At 74.6% G+C, this 18,442-nt stretch carries 18 protein-coding genes; 12 read left to right on the top strand and 6 right to left on the bottom strand.

The genetic code is table 11. The features are described from left to right. Positions 1 to 2: 2 nt before the first annotated feature. Positions 3 to 1,082 carry an inositol-3-phosphate synthase gene (locus ACI78R_RS20050; protein ID WP_073422057.1) on the bottom strand — a complete coding sequence of 360 codons (1,080 nt, stop codon included), beginning with the start codon at positions 1,080 to 1,082 and terminating at the stop codon, positions 3 to 5. 106 nt (positions 1,083 to 1,188) lie between these two features. Continuing rightward, on the bottom strand, positions 1,189 to 1,809 hold the full coding sequence (locus ACI78R_RS20045) for a PadR family transcriptional regulator (protein ID WP_073422230.1): 621 nt from the start codon (positions 1,807 to 1,809) through the stop codon (positions 1,189 to 1,191). Positions 1,810 to 2,018: 209 nt separating this feature from the next. On the opposite strand from ACI78R_RS20045, the gene ACI78R_RS20040 reads away from it, so the two are divergent. The 3 genes from ACI78R_RS20040 to ACI78R_RS20030 all read left to right on the top strand — a co-directional run bounded on the left by ACI78R_RS20040 (position 2,019) and on the right by ACI78R_RS20030 (position 6,605). Further along, positions 2,019 to 2,450 carry a DUF5318 family protein gene (locus tag ACI78R_RS20040; protein ID WP_454555877.1) on the top strand — a complete coding sequence of 144 codons (432 nt, stop codon included), beginning with the start codon at positions 2,019 to 2,021 and terminating at the stop codon, positions 2,448 to 2,450. Between the two features lie 150 nt (positions 2,451 to 2,600). After that, complete coding sequence (locus tag ACI78R_RS20035) at positions 2,601 to 5,057, top strand: transglycosylase domain-containing protein (protein WP_457042029.1); 2,457 nt, start codon at positions 2,601 to 2,603, stop codon at positions 5,055 to 5,057. A 21-nt stretch (positions 5,058 to 5,078) separates the two neighbouring features. Further along, the gene (locus ACI78R_RS20030; RefSeq protein ID WP_457042028.1) at positions 5,079 to 6,605 is read left to right on the top strand and encodes a glycosyltransferase family 87 protein; all 1,527 of its coding nucleotides are present in this window, start codon (positions 5,079 to 5,081) and stop codon (positions 6,603 to 6,605) included. Positions 6,606 to 6,678: 73 nt separating this feature from the next. Here ACI78R_RS20030 and ACI78R_RS20025 read toward each other — a convergent pair whose 3' ends face one another. Continuing rightward, entirely contained in the window at positions 6,679 to 7,491 is an 813-nt protein-coding gene (locus ACI78R_RS20025) for a deoxyribonuclease IV (RefSeq protein WP_457042027.1), read from the bottom strand. Positions 7,492 to 7,616: 125 nt separating this feature from the next. On the opposite strand from ACI78R_RS20025, the gene ACI78R_RS20020 reads away from it, so the two are divergent. The 5 genes from ACI78R_RS20020 to rplI all read left to right on the top strand — a co-directional run bounded on the left by ACI78R_RS20020 (position 7,617) and on the right by rplI (position 10,382). Next, entirely contained in the window at positions 7,617 to 8,699 is a 1,083-nt protein-coding gene (locus tag ACI78R_RS20020; RefSeq protein WP_457042026.1) for a hypothetical protein, read from the top strand. Between the two features lie 167 nt (positions 8,700 to 8,866). Then, on the top strand, positions 8,867 to 9,154 hold the full coding sequence (gene rpsF / locus ACI78R_RS20015) for a 30S ribosomal protein S6 (protein ID WP_075014203.1): 288 nt from the start codon (positions 8,867 to 8,869) through the stop codon (positions 9,152 to 9,154). A gap of 2 nt (positions 9,155 to 9,156) precedes the next feature. After that, positions 9,157 to 9,648 (top strand): single-stranded DNA-binding protein, encoded by a 492-nt coding sequence (locus ACI78R_RS20010; protein WP_110909081.1) that lies wholly within the window; start codon positions 9,157 to 9,159, stop codon positions 9,646 to 9,648. Positions 9,649 to 9,687: 39 nt separating this feature from the next. Further along, on the top strand, positions 9,688 to 9,924 hold the full coding sequence (gene rpsR, locus ACI78R_RS20005) for a 30S ribosomal protein S18 (protein ID WP_073422051.1): 237 nt from the start codon (positions 9,688 to 9,690) through the stop codon (positions 9,922 to 9,924). Positions 9,925 to 9,926: 2 nt separating this feature from the next. Beyond that, a complete protein-coding gene (gene rplI / locus ACI78R_RS20000; RefSeq protein WP_073422050.1) occupies positions 9,927 to 10,382 on the top strand; it encodes a 50S ribosomal protein L9 in 456 nt (151 codons plus the stop codon). Between the two features lie 82 nt (positions 10,383 to 10,464). Here the strand turns inward: rplI and ACI78R_RS19995 are convergent, their stop codons facing one another. Both ACI78R_RS19995 and ACI78R_RS19990 read right to left on the bottom strand, forming a co-directional pair. Further along, a complete protein-coding gene (locus tag ACI78R_RS19995) occupies positions 10,465 to 10,749 on the bottom strand; it encodes a hypothetical protein (RefSeq protein WP_073422049.1) in 285 nt (94 codons plus the stop codon). After that, on the bottom strand, positions 10,742 to 11,317 hold the full coding sequence (locus ACI78R_RS19990; RefSeq protein ID WP_457042025.1) for a hypothetical protein: 576 nt from the start codon (positions 11,315 to 11,317) through the stop codon (positions 10,742 to 10,744). Before ACI78R_RS19990 ends, ACI78R_RS19995 begins: the two co-directional genes overlap by 8 nt. Before the next feature lie 70 nt (positions 11,318 to 11,387). Here ACI78R_RS19990 and ACI78R_RS19985 point away from each other — a divergent pair, with 70 nt between their 5' ends. Then, positions 11,388 to 11,843, top strand: coding sequence for a MarR family winged helix-turn-helix transcriptional regulator (locus ACI78R_RS19985; RefSeq protein ID WP_457042024.1), 456 nt, complete (start codon positions 11,388 to 11,390; stop codon positions 11,841 to 11,843). Between the two features lie 9 nt (positions 11,844 to 11,852). Here ACI78R_RS19985 and ACI78R_RS19980 read toward each other — a convergent pair whose 3' ends face one another. Then, positions 11,853 to 12,701, bottom strand: coding sequence for a helix-turn-helix transcriptional regulator (locus ACI78R_RS19980; RefSeq protein WP_073422046.1), 849 nt, complete (start codon positions 12,699 to 12,701; stop codon positions 11,853 to 11,855). A 474-nt stretch (positions 12,702 to 13,175) separates the two neighbouring features. On the opposite strand from ACI78R_RS19980, the gene dnaB reads away from it, so the two are divergent. The 3 genes from dnaB to ACI78R_RS19965 all read left to right on the top strand — a co-directional run bounded on the left by dnaB (position 13,176) and on the right by ACI78R_RS19965 (position 18,344). Further along, positions 13,176 to 14,546: a replicative DNA helicase gene (gene dnaB, locus ACI78R_RS19975; protein ID WP_073422045.1), complete on the top strand. Its 1,371-nt coding sequence runs from the start codon at positions 13,176 to 13,178 to the stop codon at positions 14,544 to 14,546. Positions 14,547 to 14,752: 206 nt separating this feature from the next. Beyond that, a complete protein-coding gene (locus ACI78R_RS19970; protein ID WP_457042023.1) occupies positions 14,753 to 16,651 on the top strand; it encodes an Ig-like domain-containing protein in 1,899 nt (632 codons plus the stop codon). Between the two features lie 187 nt (positions 16,652 to 16,838). Then, the gene (locus ACI78R_RS19965) at positions 16,839 to 18,344 is read left to right on the top strand and encodes an LGFP repeat-containing protein (RefSeq protein WP_457042022.1); all 1,506 of its coding nucleotides are present in this window, start codon (positions 16,839 to 16,841) and stop codon (positions 18,342 to 18,344) included. Positions 18,345 to 18,442: the final 98 nt, after the last annotated feature.

The following is an 18,442-nucleotide window of genomic DNA, read 5'->3' as shown; positions in this document are numbered from 1 at the left end:
CCTCAGCGCTCCACGTCGCCGCGGATGAAGGCCTCGACGGCGTCGCGGGCCTCGCTGTCGGTGTACTGCACCGGCGGCGACTTCATGAAGTACGACGACGCCGACAGGATCGGGCCGCCGATGCCGCGGTCCTTGGCGATCTTCGCGGCGCGGACGGCGTCGATGATGATGCCGGCCGAGTTCGGGGAGTCCCAGACCTCGAGCTTGTACTCCAGGTTCAGCGGGACGTCGCCGAACGCGCGGCCCTCGAGCCGGACGTAGGCCCACTTGCGGTCGGTCAGCCACGGCACGTGGTCCGACGGGCCGATGTGGACGTTGTCGGTGCCCATGTCGCGGTCGACCTGGCTCGTGACGGCCTGGGTCTTGGAGATCTTCTTGGACTCCAGGCGCTCGCGCTCGAGCATGTTCTTGAAGTCCATGTTGCCGCCGACGTTGAGCTGCATCGTGCGGTCGAGCTGCACGCCGCGGTCCTCGAACAGCTTGGCCAGCACCCGGTGGGTGATGGTCGCGCCGACCTGGCTCTTGATGTCGTCGCCGACGATCGGGACGCCGGCGGCGGTGAACTTGTCCGCCCACTCCTTGGTCCCGGCGATGAACACCGGCAGGGCGTTGACGAAGGCGACGCCGGCGTCGAGGGCGGCCTGGGCGTAGAACTCGGCGGCCTGCTGCGAGCCGACCGGCAGGTAGCAGACGAGCACGTCGGCGCCGGACTCGCGCAGGGCCGCGACGACGTCCACGGGCTCGTCGTCGGACTCCTCGACCGTGGCCCGGTAGTACTTGCCCAGGCCGTCGAGGGTGGTGCCGCGCTGCACGGTGACGCCCAGCGGCGGCACGTCGGCGATCGTGATGGTGTTGTTCTCGCTGGCGACGATGGCCTCGGAGAGGTCACGGCCGACCTTCTTGGCGTCCACGTCGAACGCCGCGACGAACTCCACGTCCGAGACGTGGTACTCGCCGAAGCGGACGTGCATGAGGCCCGGCACCTTGGTGGTCTCGTCGGCGTCCCGGTAGTAGTGCACGCCCTGCACCAGCGAGGCGGCGCAGTTGCCGACGCCGACGATGGCGACCTTGACAGCTCCCATGGTCTTCCCTTCTCCCTGGACCGGGTGGTCCGTGTCGCGGGACCGTTCCGGTCCTGGCGGTGGCTGCAGCGGCGGTCGCAGCCGGGTCGTGCCTGCAGGCCTGGGTTCAGTCCTGCTCTGGTGCGTGGTCCGGCGGCCCGCTGCCGCCGCGGTCCGCGGCGTCCTGGCCCGGGCCGGGGGAGCGGCGCTCGCTGTCGATGAGCTCGGACAGCCAGCGGACCTCCCGGTCGACCGAGTCGAGGCCGTGGCGCTGCAGTTCCAGCGTGTAGCGGTCGAGTCGTTCCCGGGTCCGCGCCAGTGAGGACCGCAGGCCGTCCCGCTGCCGTTCGACCGTGCGGCGGCGCCCCTCGAGGATGCGCAGCCGCACGTCGGCGGCGGTGTGCCGGAAGAAGGCGAGGTGGACGCCGAAGAGCCTGCCGTCGTCGTACGCCTCGGGGCCGGCCTGGCTGACCAGCTCCGCGAAGCGCTCCTTGCCCTCCGCGGTGATCGTGTAGACCACCTTCCCGCGCCGGCCGGTGAGCGGCGGTGCGTCGGCCGGCAGCGGTGCCCCCCGGTCGGGCTCGTCGGTGGTGACGAGCCCGGCGGCGTGCAACCGCTTGAGCGCGGGATACAGCGACCCGTAGGAGATGCTGCGCAGGCCGCCCAGCACCTCCGCGAGCCGCTTCCGCAGCTCGTAGCCGTGCATCGGGGCCTGCTGCAGCAGTCCGAGGATGGCGAACTCGAGCACGTCGCCCCCCATCGGCTCCTGCCGGTCGATGTATCGGGACGATACATCGGGGTGTGAACGGGGCGGCAACTCGAGATCCCGCCGTCGGGCAGGGGTCGCCCGATCGGGCGCGGGAGGTGAGCGAGGACACCGTCCGCGGGGCGCGCCGGGGGGCGTGGAGTGCCCGCGTCCGGGGTCCGTGACTGGCGTTCCTGCGTACATTGGCGGCCGTGCCCGGACGTCGCTCCGTCGTGGACTACTCGCTGCACCGGCGAGCCGTCCTCGCGGACGTCCAGGCCGGCCGCACCGGGCTCTTCGAGGTCTGTGACGCGAGCCCCTACCTCACCCGTGCGGCGAGGTACCACGGGCAGCCCACCGACGAGACGTGCCCGGTGTGCCGGCGCGAGCGCCTGACGATGGTGAACTACGTGTACGGCGAGGCGCTCGGCCACGTGGCCGGGCAGGCCAAGACCGACGCGGAGCTCGCCCGGATGGACGCGATGCAGGAGGAGTTCTCCGTGTACGCCGTCGAGGTGTGCCGGGGCTGCGGCTGGAACCACCTGGACTGCTCCTACGTCCTCGGTACCGAGCCGGCGCCGGGGAGCTCGCCGCAGCGCGGCCGCCAGCGCGCGCGGGGCCGCACGGCCACCGAGCAGCGCTAGCGGGACCGCCGGGCGCACCGCCGGACCCGTCCGTCACACCCGTCCCGGGGACGGTGCGCACCCGCGCGTCCTCCCCGGTGCACACAGCAGACAACGCCACGCTGGGCCGGTTCGAGACCTGCCCACCGACTACCGAGGAGGGGCTCCCTGGTGCCTCCCCACGACGAGACCTCGCCGGTCGGGCCGTCCGGCGGCCCGCCGCGGCGGCCGCCGGCCGCCCGCGCACCCGGCTCGGGCGGCGCCCGCCGCCCGTCCGGGGGCACCCGCGGTCGCACGACGTCGGCCCGCGACGGGGGCTCGCGCCCCGGCGGCTCCCGCCCCACCGGCTCCCGTCCCGCGGGCGGAGCGCCCGGCGGCAAGAAGGCGCGCACGAAGAAGCAGCGCCGCCGTCGCCGGCTGAAGGTGCTGCTCGGCCTGCTGGTCGGCATGTTCGTGCTGCTCGGCGTCTTCGTCGGCGTCGTCTACGCCACCACCGAGGTCCCCGACCCGAGCTCGGTGCAGAACGCGCAGACGACCGTCGTCTACTACGCCGACGGCACCACCGAGATGGCCCGCCTGGGCGACACGAACCGCACCAACGTCGATCTGGCCCAGGTCTCGGAGCCCGCCCGCAACGCGATCCTCGCCGCCGAGAACCGGAACTTCTACTCCGACCCCGGCATCTCCTTCACCGGCATCGTCCGCGCGGCCTGGAACAACCTCACCGGCGGCTCGACGCAGGGTGGCTCGACGATCACCCAGCAGTACGTGAAGAACGCCTTCCTGTCCTCGGAGCAGACGTTCAGCCGGAAGTTCCAGGAGCTCTTCCTCGCCGTCAAGCTCGACAACGAGTACTCGAAGGACGACATCCTCGAGAACTACCTGAACACCATCTACTTCGGCCGCGGCGCCTACGGCATCGAGGCCGCGGCGAACACCTTCTTCGGCGTCCCGGCCGCGCAGCTCACCCCGCAGCAGGGCGCCGTGCTCGCCGTCCTCGTCCGCAGCCCGAGCTCCTACGACCCGGAGAACAACCCCGAGGGCGCGCAGGATCGCTGGGGCCTGGTCCTCGACGCGATGGTCGAGGAGGGCTGGATGACCCAGGCCGAGCGCGACGCCTCGGTCTACCCGCCGATCGCGCCGCGGCCGGAGTCCTCCGCGCTGGGCATCCCCACCGGCCCCGAGGGCCTGGTCGTCTCGCAGGCGATCGACGAGCTCGAGGCCCGCGGCTACTCCGACGAGCAGATCCGCGCCGGCGGCCTGCGCATCACCACCACCGTGGACAAGGCCACGCAGGACGCCGCGCGCGCCAGCGTGCTCGACGTCATGCAGGGCGAGCCGGGCAACCTGCGGCAGGCGCTGGTCGCCGTCGACCCGAGGACCGGCGCGGTCCGCGCCTACTACGGCGGGGAGATCGGCGCCGGCGAGGGCGCGGTCGACTACGCCCAGACCCGCCGCCAGCCCGGCTCGTCGATGAAGCCCTACGTGCTGGCCACCGCGCTCGACCAGGGCATCGGCGTCAACTCCCGGCGCGACGGCAGCTCCCCGCAGGAGTTCCCCGACCGCGAGGCGCCGGTGCGCAACTCCGGCGGCGCCTCCTGCGGCGCCTGCACGCTCGTCGAGGCCATGACCCGCTCGCTCAACACCACCTTCTACGGCCTGGCCTACGAGGTCGGCCCGGAGAACGTGCGGGCGACGGCGCTGGCCGCCACCGGCATGCCGGAGACGTGGCCCGCCACCACCGGCGGTCTGCTCGACGACCAGCCGACGCTCACCGCCCCGAACTCCGGCGGCGTCACCGGCTCCTCGATCGGCATCGGCGAGTACGAGATGCGCCCGATCGACCAGGCCGTCGGCTTCGCGACCTTCGCCAACGGCGGCGTGCGCCACAACGCGCACTTCGTCGCCCGGGTCACCGACACCACCGGCGCGGTGCTGCTGGAGAGCGGCGCCGACGCCGGCGAGCAGGTCATGTCGGCCGACGTCGCCAACGACACCACCTTCGCCCTCGAGGGCGTGGCGCAGTACTCGCGCCGCTCGCTCGACGGCGGCCGCGAGGTGGCGGCGAAGACCGGTACGCAGGGCATCGACGCCGACGACAACTCCGACGCCTGGATGGTGGGCTACACGCCCTCGCTGTCGACGGCGGTCTGGATGGGCAGCGACCGCTACGAGCCGATCCGCAACAGCGACGGCGCGATCATCTACGGCTCGGGCCTGCCGGGTGCCATCTGGCAGCAGTTCATGGACACCGTCCTCGCCGGCACGCCGGAGGAGGACCTGCCCAACTCGCCGAAGATCCGCGGCGACACCGGCGAGGGTGTCCCGGCGCCGGTGACCACGGCGCCGCCGACCCAGTCGGCGCCGACCACCCAGTCGGCCCCGACGACGCAGCCGCCCGCACCGACCACCACGACCCCGCCGCCGGCCCCGACGACCACCACGCCCCCGCCGGCGCCGGAGTCTCCGGTCCCTCCGGTCACGCAGTCGCCCTCTCCTGACACGAACGCCCCGGGCACGGTGCCGCCGGTGCCCGGGACGGGTGAGGACCAGACCGCGAACGGCTGGGGCAACCAGAACGGTGCGCAGGCCCCCGCGCCCGGTCAGGCGCTGCAACCCACCGGCTGACCCGCCCGGCACACTGGACACGTGAGCTCCACCCCCTCGGGCCCGTCCGCCCCGGCACCCACGCCGGCGGACGGGCCCGCGGCGTTCCCGGCGCCGTCCGGCCGGCCCGACCGCGTGGTGCCGACCTGGTCGGACCCCGTCGCCGCGCAGGCCAGCGAGGCCGTCGGCGGCCCGTGGGGGCGGCACGCGGTCACCGGGCGCGCCCTGTTCTGGACGCCGCTGCGGGTCTGCCTGCTCTACGCGACCGTCGTGCTCGCCGGCGCCTGGCTCAAGCAGGCGCCCTGCTCCGACGGCAACTGGGCCGGGTCGGTGCAGTACACCCACCTCTGCTACTCCGACGCCGTCCCGCTGTTCGGCCTGCACGGCCTGGACACCGGCGCGCTCCCCTACCTGGACTCCGCCGTCGAGTACCCGGTGCTCACCGGGGCGTTCATGGCGCTGGCGGCCCTGCTCGGCCGCGGCTACGAGAGCGTGGCGACGGCGGCCGGCCTGCTGCCCCAGGTGCCGCCGGTGCAGGCCTACTACGTCGCCACCTGCCTGCTGCTGAGCCTGTGCGCGCTGGTCACCGTGCGCGCGGTGCTGGGCGCGGCCGGCCGCCGGCCCTGGGACGCGGCGCTCATCGGCCTCTCGCCGCTGCTGCTCGTGCACGCCTTCACCAACTGGGACCTGCTCGCCGTCGCCCTCGCCGCGTGCGGGCTGTGGGCCTGGGCGCGCGAGCGGCCGGTGCTCGCCGGCGTCCTGCTCGGCCTGGGCACCGCCGCGAAGCTCTTCCCCGTCCTGGTGCTCGGCGCGCTGTTCCTGCTCTGCGTGCGCGCCGGGACGCTGCGCGTGTGGCTGCGGGCCGCCGTCGCCGCGGGCGCCGCCTGGCTCGTCGCCGACCTGCCGGTGGCGCTGCTCGCGCCGGAGAACTGGTCGCTGTTCTTCCGGCTCAACAGCAGCCGGCCGGCCGATCCGGACACGCTGTGGAACATCGCCATCACCGCGGCCGGCGGCGACCTGTTCGACGGGCCGCTGGCCGAGGGCGAGACGCCGGTCGTGCTCAACGCGCTCGTGGCGGTCTGCGTGCTGCTGGTGGTGGCCGCGGTCGGCTGGCTGACCCTGGCCGTGCCGGTGCGCCCGCGGGTGGCCCAGGTGGCCTTCCTGCTCGTCGCGGGCTTCCTGTTGGTCACCAAGGTGTGGAGCCCGCAGTACTCGCTGTGGCTGCTGCCGCTCGCGGTGCTGGCCCGCCCGCGCTGGCGCTCGCTGCTGCTGTGGCAGGCCACCGAGGCGGTGCTGTGGGTGGTCCGGATGCTCTGGTACCTCGGCACCGACGACCGCGGCGTCGGCGTCGAGTGGTTCTTCCTCGGCGTCGTGGTGCGCGACGTCGCCGTCGTCGTGCTGATGGCGCTCGTGGTGCGCGACGTGTGGCGCCCCGACGCCGACGTCGTCCGCACCTCCTGGCCGGCCGTCGACGACCCCGCCGGCGGCCCCCTGGACGGCGCGGAGGACCGGGTGGTCCTGCGCCGGCGACCGCGCACGATCAGGCCGCCTGATCATGCGGTGTCCTAGCTCACCGTCGGCGGTGAGCCAGGACGCCGTGGGCTGAGCCAGGACGCCGTGGGGGAGGTCGCCCGGCCGGCGGTCAGCCCAGCGCCTCGCGGACCAGCGCGACCTCCTCGGCGTGGGAGGCGGCGTCGCCCGGGGTCTCCAGCACGACCGGGCAGTCGGCGGCGCGGGCGACCTCCAGCAGCAGCTCCAGCGGGATCTCGCCCGCGGCGAGCGGCGCGTGCCGGTCACGGCCGGAGCCCTGCGGGTCGCGGCTGTTGTTGAGGTGCACCAGGTCGATGCGGCCGGTGACCGCCCGGACGTCGTCGACGGCGGTGGCGAGGTCCCAGCCGGCCGCCCAGGCGTGGCAGGTGTCGAGGACGAAGCCCGCGCCGAACTCCCCGACGGCGTCCCACAGCCGGGACACGGCGCCGAGCTCGCGGGCCATGGCGTTGTCGCCGCCCGCGGTGTTCTCGATGAGCAGCGGCAGCGGGAAGCCCCCGTCCTCGGCCTGCCGGGCGAACGTCTTGCGCCAGTTGTCGAACCCGGCGGCCGGGTCGTCCTTGGCCAGCACGTGCCCGCCGTGCACCACCATCCCGCGGGCGCTGATCGCCGCGGCCGCACGCGCGTTCACGGCGAGGTTCTTCCGGCTCGGGATGCGGATGCGGTTGTTGGTCGAGGCCACGTTGAGCACGTAGGGCGCGTGCACGAAGACGGCGACGTCGGAGGCCAGCAGGTCCTCGGCGTCCGGGCGCGGCAGCGGCGCCTTCCAGCCCTGCGGGTCGCCCAGGAAGACCTGCACGCCGTCGGCGTCCATCTCCGCGGCGCGGGCGAGCGGGCCGCCGTCGTCGAGCTGGTTGTCCTCGGTCAGTCCGGGGCCGACGTGTACGCCGATCGGGTGTGCAGCCACCCCGGCGACAGTAGTTCGGCGCGGATCGGGCACCCACCCGTATCGCCGCGTGGACGCCGTCGTTGGGACACCAGGAACGGCGGATCCCCGCCGGACGACGTCGACGACGACGGGGCGGTGCGCGGATGGGGACCGGTACGGCGCGGGGCGGCAGGGTCCGGCGGGGGGCCCTGCGCGGGCTCGCCGCCCTGGTGCTCGCCGGGGTCGTGGTGCTGGGCGGCGCCGTCCTGCTCGCCCCCACCGCGAGCGCGGCGCCGTCGGCCACCGTCGAGATCCGCGACCTCACCCCGCCGCTGGTCTCGGTCGACCCGGGCGGCGAGGTCGCCTTCGTCAACCGGATCGAGCCGAGGACGGTGCAGGTCGGCGGGGGCGGGCTGCTGCCGTCCCTGGTCACCGCGCAGGTGTTCACCGACGTCACGCTGCAGACGCCGTCGGGCACCCACCCGCTGCCGAGGGACGCCGAGCACCGCGAGCGCTTCGACCGGACCTGCGTGTTCCCGCAGTGCGCGATCACCTACACATACCGCGTCGTCGTGCCCGACACCTCCGTCGCCGGCTCGCTGCTGACCCGGGTGACGACGCAGGCGCTCGGCCGGCTGCCGCAGAACCTGCTGGTCACGGTCGACGGGCGGCAGACGCAGGTGCAGATCGGCGTCCCGACGCCGTTCGTCGTCGACACGCTGCTGCCGCTGCCCGACCTGCCGTCGGTCGGCCTGCCGCAGCTGCCGGCGGTCGACGTGCCGCTGCCGCAGCCGCCCGTCCCCGGGACGCCGCAGCCCGAGGCGGCGCCGGAGGCCCCGGCCCCGGCACCCGCCGCCCCGGCCGCGCGAGGCGTCGACGGCGAGCCGTACGGCTACGACCTCGGCGGCGCCGCCGCGGCGATGGCGCCGGTGGGCGACGCGGTCGCGGCGGCTCCCGGCCTCCCCGCGGCGTCCTCCGGAGGGGGCGCGGCCGGTGCACCCGGCGCGGGTGCCGGCGGCCTGCCGGGGAACCACGACGGCGTCCCCGTGCCCGTCTCCGGCGACCTCCGCGGTCTCGACGGCACGGCGATCGACGAGGAGAGCAGCACCGTCACCGCCGACGGGCCGCCTCCCGCCGTCGGGCTGCCGCTCCCGGCGCTGCTCGCCGTCGTCGCGCTGGCCGGCGCCACCGCCGCGCTCGTCCGCACGCACCTCGCCCTGCGCGCGCCCGGCGGCCGGCGCCCCTGACCTGCGTGCCTGCGGCCGCCGTCCCCGGCCGGGGTCGGCGGCCGCGCTGGTACGCTCGACATGCGCGTCCCGTGTGCCGTCCCGGCAGGCAGGGCGCGCGACGCGTGTACGACCCTCCTGCTGCAGACGTCCTGCAGCCGCCCAGACCAGAGGAGGTGGGGTTCTCCGTGCGTCACTACGAACTGATGGTCATCCTCGACCCCGACCTGGAGGAGCGCACCATCGCTCCCTCCCTCGACCGGTTCCTGACCGTCGTCACCAACTCCGGTGGCACCGTCAAGACCGACATCTGGGGCCGGCGCCGCCTGGCCTACGAGATCAAGAAGCACGTCGAGGGCATCTACGCCGTCGTCGACATCCAGGCCGAGCCCGCGGCGGTCGCCGAGCTCGACCGCCAGCTCAACCTCAACGAGTCGGTCCTGCGCACCAAGCTGATGCGGCCCGAGGTCCACTGAGCATGGCCGGCGAGACCGTCATCACCGTCATCGGCAACCTGACCTCCGACCCGGAGCTGCGGTTCACGCCGTCGGGTGCCGCGGTCGCCAACTTCACGGTCGCCTCGACGCCCCGCACCTTCGACCGGCAGTCGCAGGAGTGGAAGGACGGCGAGGCGCTGTTCCTCCGCTGCAACGTCTGGCGGCAGGCGGCCGAGAACGTGGCCGAGTCCCTCACCCGCGGCTCGCGGGTCATCGTCTCGGGGCGCCTCAAGCAGCGCTCGTTCGAGACGAAGGAGGGCGAGAAGCGCACCGTGATCGAGCTCGAGGTCGACGAGATCGGCCCCTCCCTCCGCTACGCCACCGCGAAGGTCACCCGTGCCGCCCGCGGTGAGGGCGGCGGCGGCGGCGGCGGTTTCGGCGGCGGCGGTGGTGGCGGTTTCGGCGGCGGTGGCGGCGGGGCGAGCGACCCCTGGTCCACGCCGGCCGGCCCGTCCGACGAGCCGCCCTTCTGATCCCTCTCTACCCAGATCTAGCCGTACCTGGAGAACCCAGTGCCCAAGCCCCCCGTGCGCAAGCCCAAGAAGAAGGTCTGCCAGTTCTGCAAGGACAAGGCGACCTACATCGACTACAAGGACACGACCCTGCTGCGGAAGTTCATCTCCGACCGCGGCAAGATCCGTGCCCGCCGCGTGAGCGGCAACTGCAGCCAGCACCAGCGGGACGTCGCCACGGCCGTCAAGAACAGCCGTGAGATGGCCCTGCTGCCCTACACCTCGACGGCGCGCTGACCATGAGCACCCAGAAGCTGATCCTGACGCAGGAGGTCACCGGTCTCGGGTCCTCCGGTGACACGGTGGAGGTCAAGGGCGGCTACGCCCGCAACTACCTCCTCCCCCGCGGCCTGGCCATCGTCGCCTCCCGCGGTGCCGAGAAGCAGGTCGAGTCGCTGCGCCGGGCGCGTGCCGCCCGCGAGGTGCGGTCGCTCGAGGAGGCGCAGGCCGTGGCCGGCCGCCTCTCCGGCCTGACCGTCCGGGTGCCGGCCCGCGCCGGCGACGGCGGCCGCCTGTTCGGCCGCGTCACCACCGCCGACGTCGCCGCGGCCGTCACGGCCGCCGGTGGCCCGGAGCTGGACCGCCGCCGCATCGAGCTGCCGAGCAGCATCAAGACCACCGGCCAGCACACCGTCACCGTGCGGGTGCACCCGGAGGTCACCACCCAGCTGGCGATCGACGTCGTCGCCGGCTGACGCACCGCAGCACCGCCCGGGGGGCGTCGGACACTCCGTCCGGCGCCCCCCGCGGCGTCTCCGGGGCCGGTCAGGGCACCGGTCACGGGCTCGGGGGCGCCGCCGTCCCGGGTGCCCGCCGCGCGGCCGCCCGCAGCACCAGCAGCCCGCCCACCGCGGGCACCAGGGCCCGCAGCCGCACGCCGCGGGGCAGCGGCAGCTGCCAGGCCAGGACCGCCGTCACCAGGTAGGCGGTGCCGTGCAGCGGCCCGACCGCCGAGGCGAGCGGCGCCCAGTGCACGGTCGCGAGGTTCCCCAGCAGGACGGCGAGGGTGACCAGCTCGGCCGCGGTGGCCACGCCCAGCCGGCGGGCGGCCGGGTCAGACACCGGCGGTCGACCCCGGACGCACGACCATGAGGACGACGACGGCCACCCAGACCAGGTTGAAGGCCCCGGACGCCGCCGCCAGCCGCGCGACGCGGGCCCGCGCCGCCACGAGCGTGCCGCCGGCCGGGAGGGCCCGGGTGGCCGCGGCGAGCAGTTCCTGCTGGCCGGGCAGGACGACGCCGGCCAGGAGGCCCGCCGCGAGCAGCGTGAGCGCCATCGACGCGAGGACCCAGGCGTTCCCGAGGACGCCCAGCGCGCTCGCCGTCGCGACGCCGAAGACGGGCACGGCCAGGGACAGCACGGCGTACACGCGGGTGACCCGGTGCAGCAGGCGCAGCGCCGGCACCCCGGCTCCGGACCCGCTGCCCGACCCGCTGCTGGACCCGCTGCTGGACCCGCTGCTGGACCCGCTGCTGGACCCGCTGCTGGACCCGCTGCTGGACCCGCCGCCCGTCCCGTCGGCGAGGGCCTCTCGGGCGTAGCGGGGGAACAGGCTGATCGCGATCGTCACCGCGCCGACGAAGACGACGGCGACGACCACGTGGACGCTGAGCAGCACGGCGGCCATGGGACTCCTCTCTCCGGTGCGGCCACGGTATCAGCCGGACTGAAACAAGCGGTGCTGGGAGGATCCGTCCGTGACGGGACCCGGAGGAGCGGCAGACCGGCCGCCGGACAGCGCCGCGATGGCGCTCGTGGTCGCCGGTCGCGCGGTGGAGGACCTGCTGGGGAGCCGGCTGGCGCCGCTGGGCCTGTCCCTGCGGCTGTTCGGCGTCCTCGGCCACCTGGCCCGCGACGAGGGGCTCTCCTACACCGACCTGGCACGGCGGGCGCGGGTGACGCCGCAGAGCGTGCACGCGACCGTCGGGCGGCTGGTCGAGCTCGGTGCCGTGGCGCCCGCCGGCCCGGGACGCGGCCGGCGGGCCGGGCTCCGGGTGACCGGCGAGGGGCGCCGGCTGCTCGCCGCCGGGCACGACGCGGTGGCCGCGCTGGACGCCGACCTCGGCGCGGCGCTCGGGTCCCGCGGCGCCCCGCTGGACCACTCGGCCCTCCTGGCGGTCCTGGCGCTGGCCGGGCGGGCTCCCGGCGCCTGACGGGGGCGCTCAGGCCCCGGAGGGGGTCCCGAGGTCCTGGCGACCCACGACCGACAGCAGCTCCAGCTGCCCGACGGCGGCGCTGCCGGGCGGGGCGGTGAAGAACAGCAGCCGCTGCCGGCCGTCGTCGCTGACCAGGCGTTGGCAGTCGAGCTCCAGCACGCCCAGGGTCGGGTGCACGATCCGCTTGCGGACGCTGCGCCGCACGGCGACGTCGCCGCTGGCCCACAGCGCCGCGAACTCGTCGCTGGCCGCGTGCAGGCGCTCCACCAGGTCCTCGGCCTCGTCGTCGCGCCCCCGGCGGGCGACGGCGGCGCGCAGGTCGGCCACGCTCTCCCGCGAGTGCCGCAGGTGGTCCTCGGCGGGGTAGAGGCCCCGTGCGGCGGGGTCGGTGAACCAGCGGTAGACGAAGCTCGCGGCGGGCCAGGTCCGCGGCCCGGCGTCGCCGAGCAGGGCCTCGGCCATGGGGTTCTGCGCGAGGGTCACGTCGAGGTCGGTGATGACCCGCGCCGGCGTCGTCCCCAGGCGGTCGAGCAGGGTGAGCATCGCCGGCTGCACGTGCCCGCTGCCGCCCGACGACGGCGGCGCGAGGCCGGCCAGGTGGAACAGGTGGTCGCGCTCGTCGCCGTCGAGCCGCAGCGCGCGGGCCAGCGCCGCGAGCACCTGCGGGGACGGGTGCGTGGCCTTCCCCTGCTCGAGCTCGGTGTAGTACTCGACCGAGGTGCCGGCCAGCCGCGCGACCTCGTCGCGGCGCAGGCCCGGCACCCGGCGGCGGGGGCCCTCGGGCAGGCCGACGTCGGCCGGGCGGACGCGGGCGCGCCGGGTGGACAGGTAGCTGCCGAGGTCCGCGGGGTCCACCGGGCCAGTCTCCCGTGCCGCGCGCGGGGCCGCCCGAGGGCTCGTACGACCCGGCGGGTGGGCTGCTGGGACCGGTGTTCCGGACGGGACGACACGACACGCCCGGACGTCGGATCGCCCGACTTCTTCGTGTCCACAGCCCGTGGGCGGAGCGCCCGCAGGTGACACCCGCAGGACCCGCGGATGGCCGGTCGGTGTCCCGCCCGTCTCCACATGTCGACTCGGGCTGTCCACCGACTTGTCCACAAGTTGTGCAGAACGCGGTGCACACGGGTGTTGGACGGACCGGCCGTCGGTTTCCTACCGTCCTCTGCGGCACCGGGTCCCGGCGGAGAACTGTCGGTGGCTCCCGGTAGCAACGTGCTCGGACGGACGTTCGGGCACGAGCGTCGCGCGTCCTGGTGCTCCCCCACCGGGCCCGGGCTCCCGCCCGGGCTGTGTCCGCGCGCGCCCACGAGCACAGGGAGGTACCAGGTGGCGGTCGCCGACGACTTCAGCCGGCCGCAGGCCACGGCGCCGGAGTACGACCGGCAGCCCCCGCAGGACGTCGCCGCCGAGCAGTCGGTGCTCGGCGGCATGCTGATGAGCAAGGACGCCATCGCCGACGTCGTCGAGCAGCTGACCGGCAACGACTTCTACCGGCCGGCCCACCAGGTGATCTACGACTGCATCCTGGACCTCTACGGCCGGGGCGAGCCGGCCGACGCGATCACCGTCGCCGCCGAGCTCAACCGCACCGACCAGCTGTCGAAGATGGGCGGCGCGGTCTACCTGCACACGCTCATCGCCTCCACGCCCACGGCGGCCAACGCCGGCTACTACGCGCAGATCGTGGCCGAGCAGGCCACGCTGCGGCGGCTGGTCGAGGCCGGCACCCGCGTGGTGCAGCTCGGCTACGGCGCGGCCGGCGGTCGGGGCGACGTCGACGACATCGTCGACCGCGCGCAGCAGGAGATCTACGAGGTCACCGAGAAGCGGATGAGCGAGGACTACTCGCGCCTCGAGGACGTCCTGCAGCCGACGATGGACGAGCTCGACGCCATCGCCTCCCGCGGCGGCACCGCCCGCGGCGTGCCCACCGGCATCCGCGACCTCGACGAGCTGACCAACGGCCTGCAGGCCGGGCAGATGGTCGTCATCGCCGCCCGTCCCGGTGTGGGCAAGTCGACCCTCGGGCTCGACATCGCCCGGTCGGCCACGGTGAAGCACCACATGCCGGCCGTCATCTTCTCGCTCGAGATGAGCAAGCACGAGATCACCATGCGGCTGCTGTCGGCCGAGGCGAAGGTGCCGCTGCACCACATGCGCGCGGGCACGCTGTCGGACGAGGACTGGTCGAAGCTCGCCCGCCGGATGGGTGAGGTGGCCGACGCCCCGCTCTACATCGACGACTCGCCGAACATGACGATGATGGAGATCCGGGCCAAGGCGCGGCGGCTCAAGCAGCGCCAGGACCTCAAGCTCGTGGTCATCGACTACCTCCAGCTCATGACGTCGGGCAAGCGCGTCGAGAGCCGTCAGCAGGAGGTCTCGGAGTTCTCCCGTGCCCTCAAGCTGCTGGCCAAGGAGATCGAGGTCCCGGTGATCGCGATGTCGCAGCTCAACCGTGGCTCGGAGCAGCGCCAGGACAAGAAGCCGATGCTGTCGGACCTCCGCGAGTCCGGCTCGATCGAGCAGGACGCCGACATGGTGATGATGATCCACCGCGAGGACATGTACGAGAAGGAGTCCCCGCGGGCCGGCGAGGCCGACATCATGCTGGTCAAGCACCGCAACGGCCCGACCGCGAACGTCACCGTCGCCTTCCAGGGCCACTACAGCCGCTTCGTGGACATGGCCAACTAGGCGCTACACGGCCACCCAGCCAGGCGCCCGCAGCGGCCCGGAGCACCCCGCTCCGGGCCGCTGCGGCGTCCCCGGGGCGGACGGCGACGGCCCGGTCGGCACCGGAGTTCCACGTGGAGCAGGAGCGGCTGCAACACCCGCCAGTTGTGATACGGCTCACCGGAGGCTAGGAAGGACCGGTTCGTCCCTTCCATCTGGAGAAGCCTGTGCAGCAACGACGCTGGCACCGGGCGACCTCGTCGCTCCTCGGTGCGCTGGCCCTCACGGCCACCCTCTCGGTCACCGCGACCCCCGCGCTGGCCGCCCCGCAGAAGGCCGAGCCCCTCTCGGTCTTCCCGTCGAACTCCCTGACCGTCCGCGACCCGGCCCAGCTGACCGGACGGCGGGTCGCCCTCCCGACGGCCGACTGCGGGGCCCCGGTCACCTGCGGCCTGGTGCAGTCGCTCAACCAGCTCGACGGCTTCGACCTGGACCCGCGGATCGCCGTGCGGTTCAGCTCGCCCGTCGACCCGGCGGCGACCGCCGCGCGCATCACCGTCCAGGAGGAGCACGGCGGGTGGCGCACCGGCGTCGACCGCGTCGTGTGGGACCCGGCCACCAACACCCTGTACGCCCACCCGGCCGAGCAGCTCGCGCCCGGCACGACGTACCGGCTCAAGGTGCAGGGCGGCCCGGACAACAAGGCCACCCAGGACACCTTCACCACGCTGAGCGCGACCGACGGCCTGCTCGACCTGCGCCGGCAGATCGAGAGCGGCGCGGCCCTCCGCGCCCAGGGCATCGTGCCGGGCCTGCGGATCGAGGGCGTCTTCCCGGCGGCCGGCACCACGGTCGCGCAGCTGCAGGACCGCGGCGCCGCCGACCAGACCGTCCCGGTGGTGCTCCCGCCCTACCCGGCCGGCAGCACGCTGGTCTTCGGCTCCTACGAGGCGCCGTCGTGGCTGCAGCCCGACGTCTCCATCCGGCAGACGCCCACCCGCGACGGCGGCCCGGCGCCGGTGGGCAAGGCCCGGCTGCCGATCGTCGCCGTCCTCCCGCCGGGCACGTCCCCGACGGGTGGCTGGCCGACGGCGGTCTTCGGCCACGGCTTCACCGCCTCGACGACGAGCGTCTTCCTCGCCGCCGTCGGCAACGCCAACGCCGGCCTGGCCACGATCGGCACCAACGTCGTCGGCCACGGCTACGGGCCCGGCAGCGAGTGGGTCGTCACCAGCGGCGGCCAGACGACGCGGCTGTCGTCCTACGGCCGGGGCGTCGACCAGAACGGCGACGGCGTCATCGGCAACACCGAGGGCTCCTCGGCCACCGGGGCGATCGCCGCGGCGTCGTCGCGGGACGCGCTGCGGCAGACCGCCGCGGACGTCATGACCCTGGTGCGCTCGCTGGGCACCGACGTCGACCGCAACGGCAGCGCCGACCTCTCCGGCCGCGGGGTGACCTACTTCGGCCAGAGCTTCGGTGGCATCTACGGGACGATGGTCACCGGCGCGGACCCGGCGATCGCCCGCTCGGTGCTCAACGTGCCCGGCGGTCCGATCACCGAGATCGCGCGGCTGTCGCCGTCGTTCCGGCCGCTGACCACCCAGGCGCTGCAGGCGGCCGGCCTGCTCAACAGCAGCGACCCGACCCGCGGCTTCTTCCAGGAGCAGATGCCGCTGCGCGGCGAGGGCCCGGTGACGCTGACCGTGCCGGGGGCGGCGGCGATCCAGGAGTACCTGGCGCGGGCCACCTGGCTCTCCCGGCCGGGCAGCCCGGAGACCTTCTCGCCGCTCATCGCGCCCGAGCGGGTCGTCGTCCAGGTGGCCTTCGGTGACCAGACGGTGCCCAACCCGACGTCGTACACGCTGGTCGACGCCGGGGACCTGTGGTCGCGGACCAGCCTCTACCGCAACGACAGGACGGCGAACGCGGCCGACAACCCGCACTCCTTCCTGCTGCAGCTGACCCTCCCGGCGGCGCTGCAGGGCCAGCGGCAGGTGGCGACGTTCCTGCGCACCGGGCAGGTCATCGACCCCGACGGCGGCGACGCGGTGTGGGAGGTGCCGATCAGCGACCCGGCCCTCCTGCTGCCGCTGAACTACGCGGCACCGGCGCTGCGGCCCTGACCGGCCGCTGACCGCAGAGGGGCCCGGGACGACATGTCGTCCCGGGCCCCTTCGTCATCCGCCGCCGTGGTCCCGTCCCGGTCACGTGCGGCCGGCGGGCGGGGTGTCGGGCGTGTCGACCTCGCCGGCCGCCCCTAGCGTCCGCCTCCCCCGCGCCGGTGCGGGCACGAGGCACCAGGAGCGGACGATGGGGACACGGGGGCGCGGCGCACCGCGCTGGCTGCACGGCGCGGTCGTGGCGGTGACGCTGGCCGGCGCGCTGCTCGCGCCCGGGCAGGCACTCGCCGAGGAGCCGGCGACGCCGGCGGAGGTGACGTCCGCGCCGGCGACGACGGCTCCGGCCGGCATCCCGGGGATCGACGGCGACCGCATCGAGGCGAAGTACGCCGCACTGGGCGGCCCGGCAGGCGTGCTCGGCGCTCCACGCGAGACCAAGCTGTGCATGGACGACGTGGTCTGTTGGCAGCACTTCGACCACGGGTCCCTGTTCTGGTCGCTGGACCGCTCCGCGGCGGCGTACGCCCTCACCGACAGCGCACTCGTCCAGGCCTGGCAGCGGACGGGGGGCGCCTTCAGCTCCCTGGTCCTGGGCGTCGGCGTCCCCGCGTCCGACACCTTCTGCGGCCTGCCGGACGGCGGGTGCGGCCAGCACTTCGCGAACGGGTCGATCTACCGGTCCGCCCGCACGAGCCCGGTGCGCATCGACGGGCCGATCCGGGACCGCTGGGCGGCGGACGGATGGGAGCGGGGCCCCCTCGGCTATCCCGTCTCCGCGGCCTTCTGCGGACTCCGGGACACCGGCTGCGGGCAGCACTTCCAGGGCGGCAGCGTGTACTGGAGTCCCGCCAGCGGAGCGGTGGCGGTGCGCAGCGGGCCGATCGCCGACCTGTGGGCGGCCCAGGGCTGGGAGTGGGGACGGCTCGGGTACCCGACCGGCGCGGCCTTCTGCGGCCTGCGGAACGGCGGCTGCGGTCAGCACTTCCAGGCCGGTTCGGTGTACTGGTCCCCGGGGTCGGGTGCGCACGTGGTCACCGCACCGACCGGCGTCCGCTGGGGCCAGTTCGGCTGGGAGTTCGGGCCGCTGGGCTATCCCACGTCGGATCCCTTCCACGGGGTGCACCACCGGGTGGGGCAGCACTTCCAGGGCGGCTCGCTCTACGACACCAACTGGGGCGTCCTCGCGGTCCTCGGGCCCATCCGCGATCGCTGGGCTGCGCAGGGCTGGGAGCGCGGACCGCTGGGCTCCCCGACCTCGGACACCTTCTGCGGCCTGCGCGGCGGCGGGTGCGGCCAGCACTTCCAAAACGGCTCGGTCTACTGGTCGCCGGCGACGGGGGCCCGGGTGGTCGACCGGCGTTTCGCCGACCGGTGGGCCCGGCACGGCTGGGAGTACGGCAGCCTGGGGTACCCGACCTCCGAGATGTTCTGCGGCCTGCGCGGCGGCGGGTGCGGCCAGCACTTCCAGGGGGGCTCGCTCTACTGGAACGGTGAGACGGGCGGGTGGCTCGGCACCGGCACCGCCTACGCCGTCCAGGGCCCCTTCCTCGCCGCCTGGGCGGCCCAGGGCTGGGAGAACGGCCGGCTCGGCTACCCCACGGGGGACGCCGTCGGGTCCGGCTGGAACCAGGGCCAGCGCTTCTACCGGGGGGACATCACGTTGATCAACGGCCGGGTGACCGTCCGGTTCGAGTGACGACAGAGGGGCGGCGGGGGGGGGGGCCGGCCGGCGGGGGGGCGCGGGGGGGGGGGGGGGGGGGGCGGGGGGGGGGGGGGGGGGGGGGGGGGGGGGGG

It is taken from the genome of Geodermatophilus sp. SYSU D01106, from assembly GCF_054049995.1.
The sequence above is the reverse complement of the archived record's forward strand: the minus strand, read 5'-3'. Positions and strand labels throughout refer to the sequence as shown.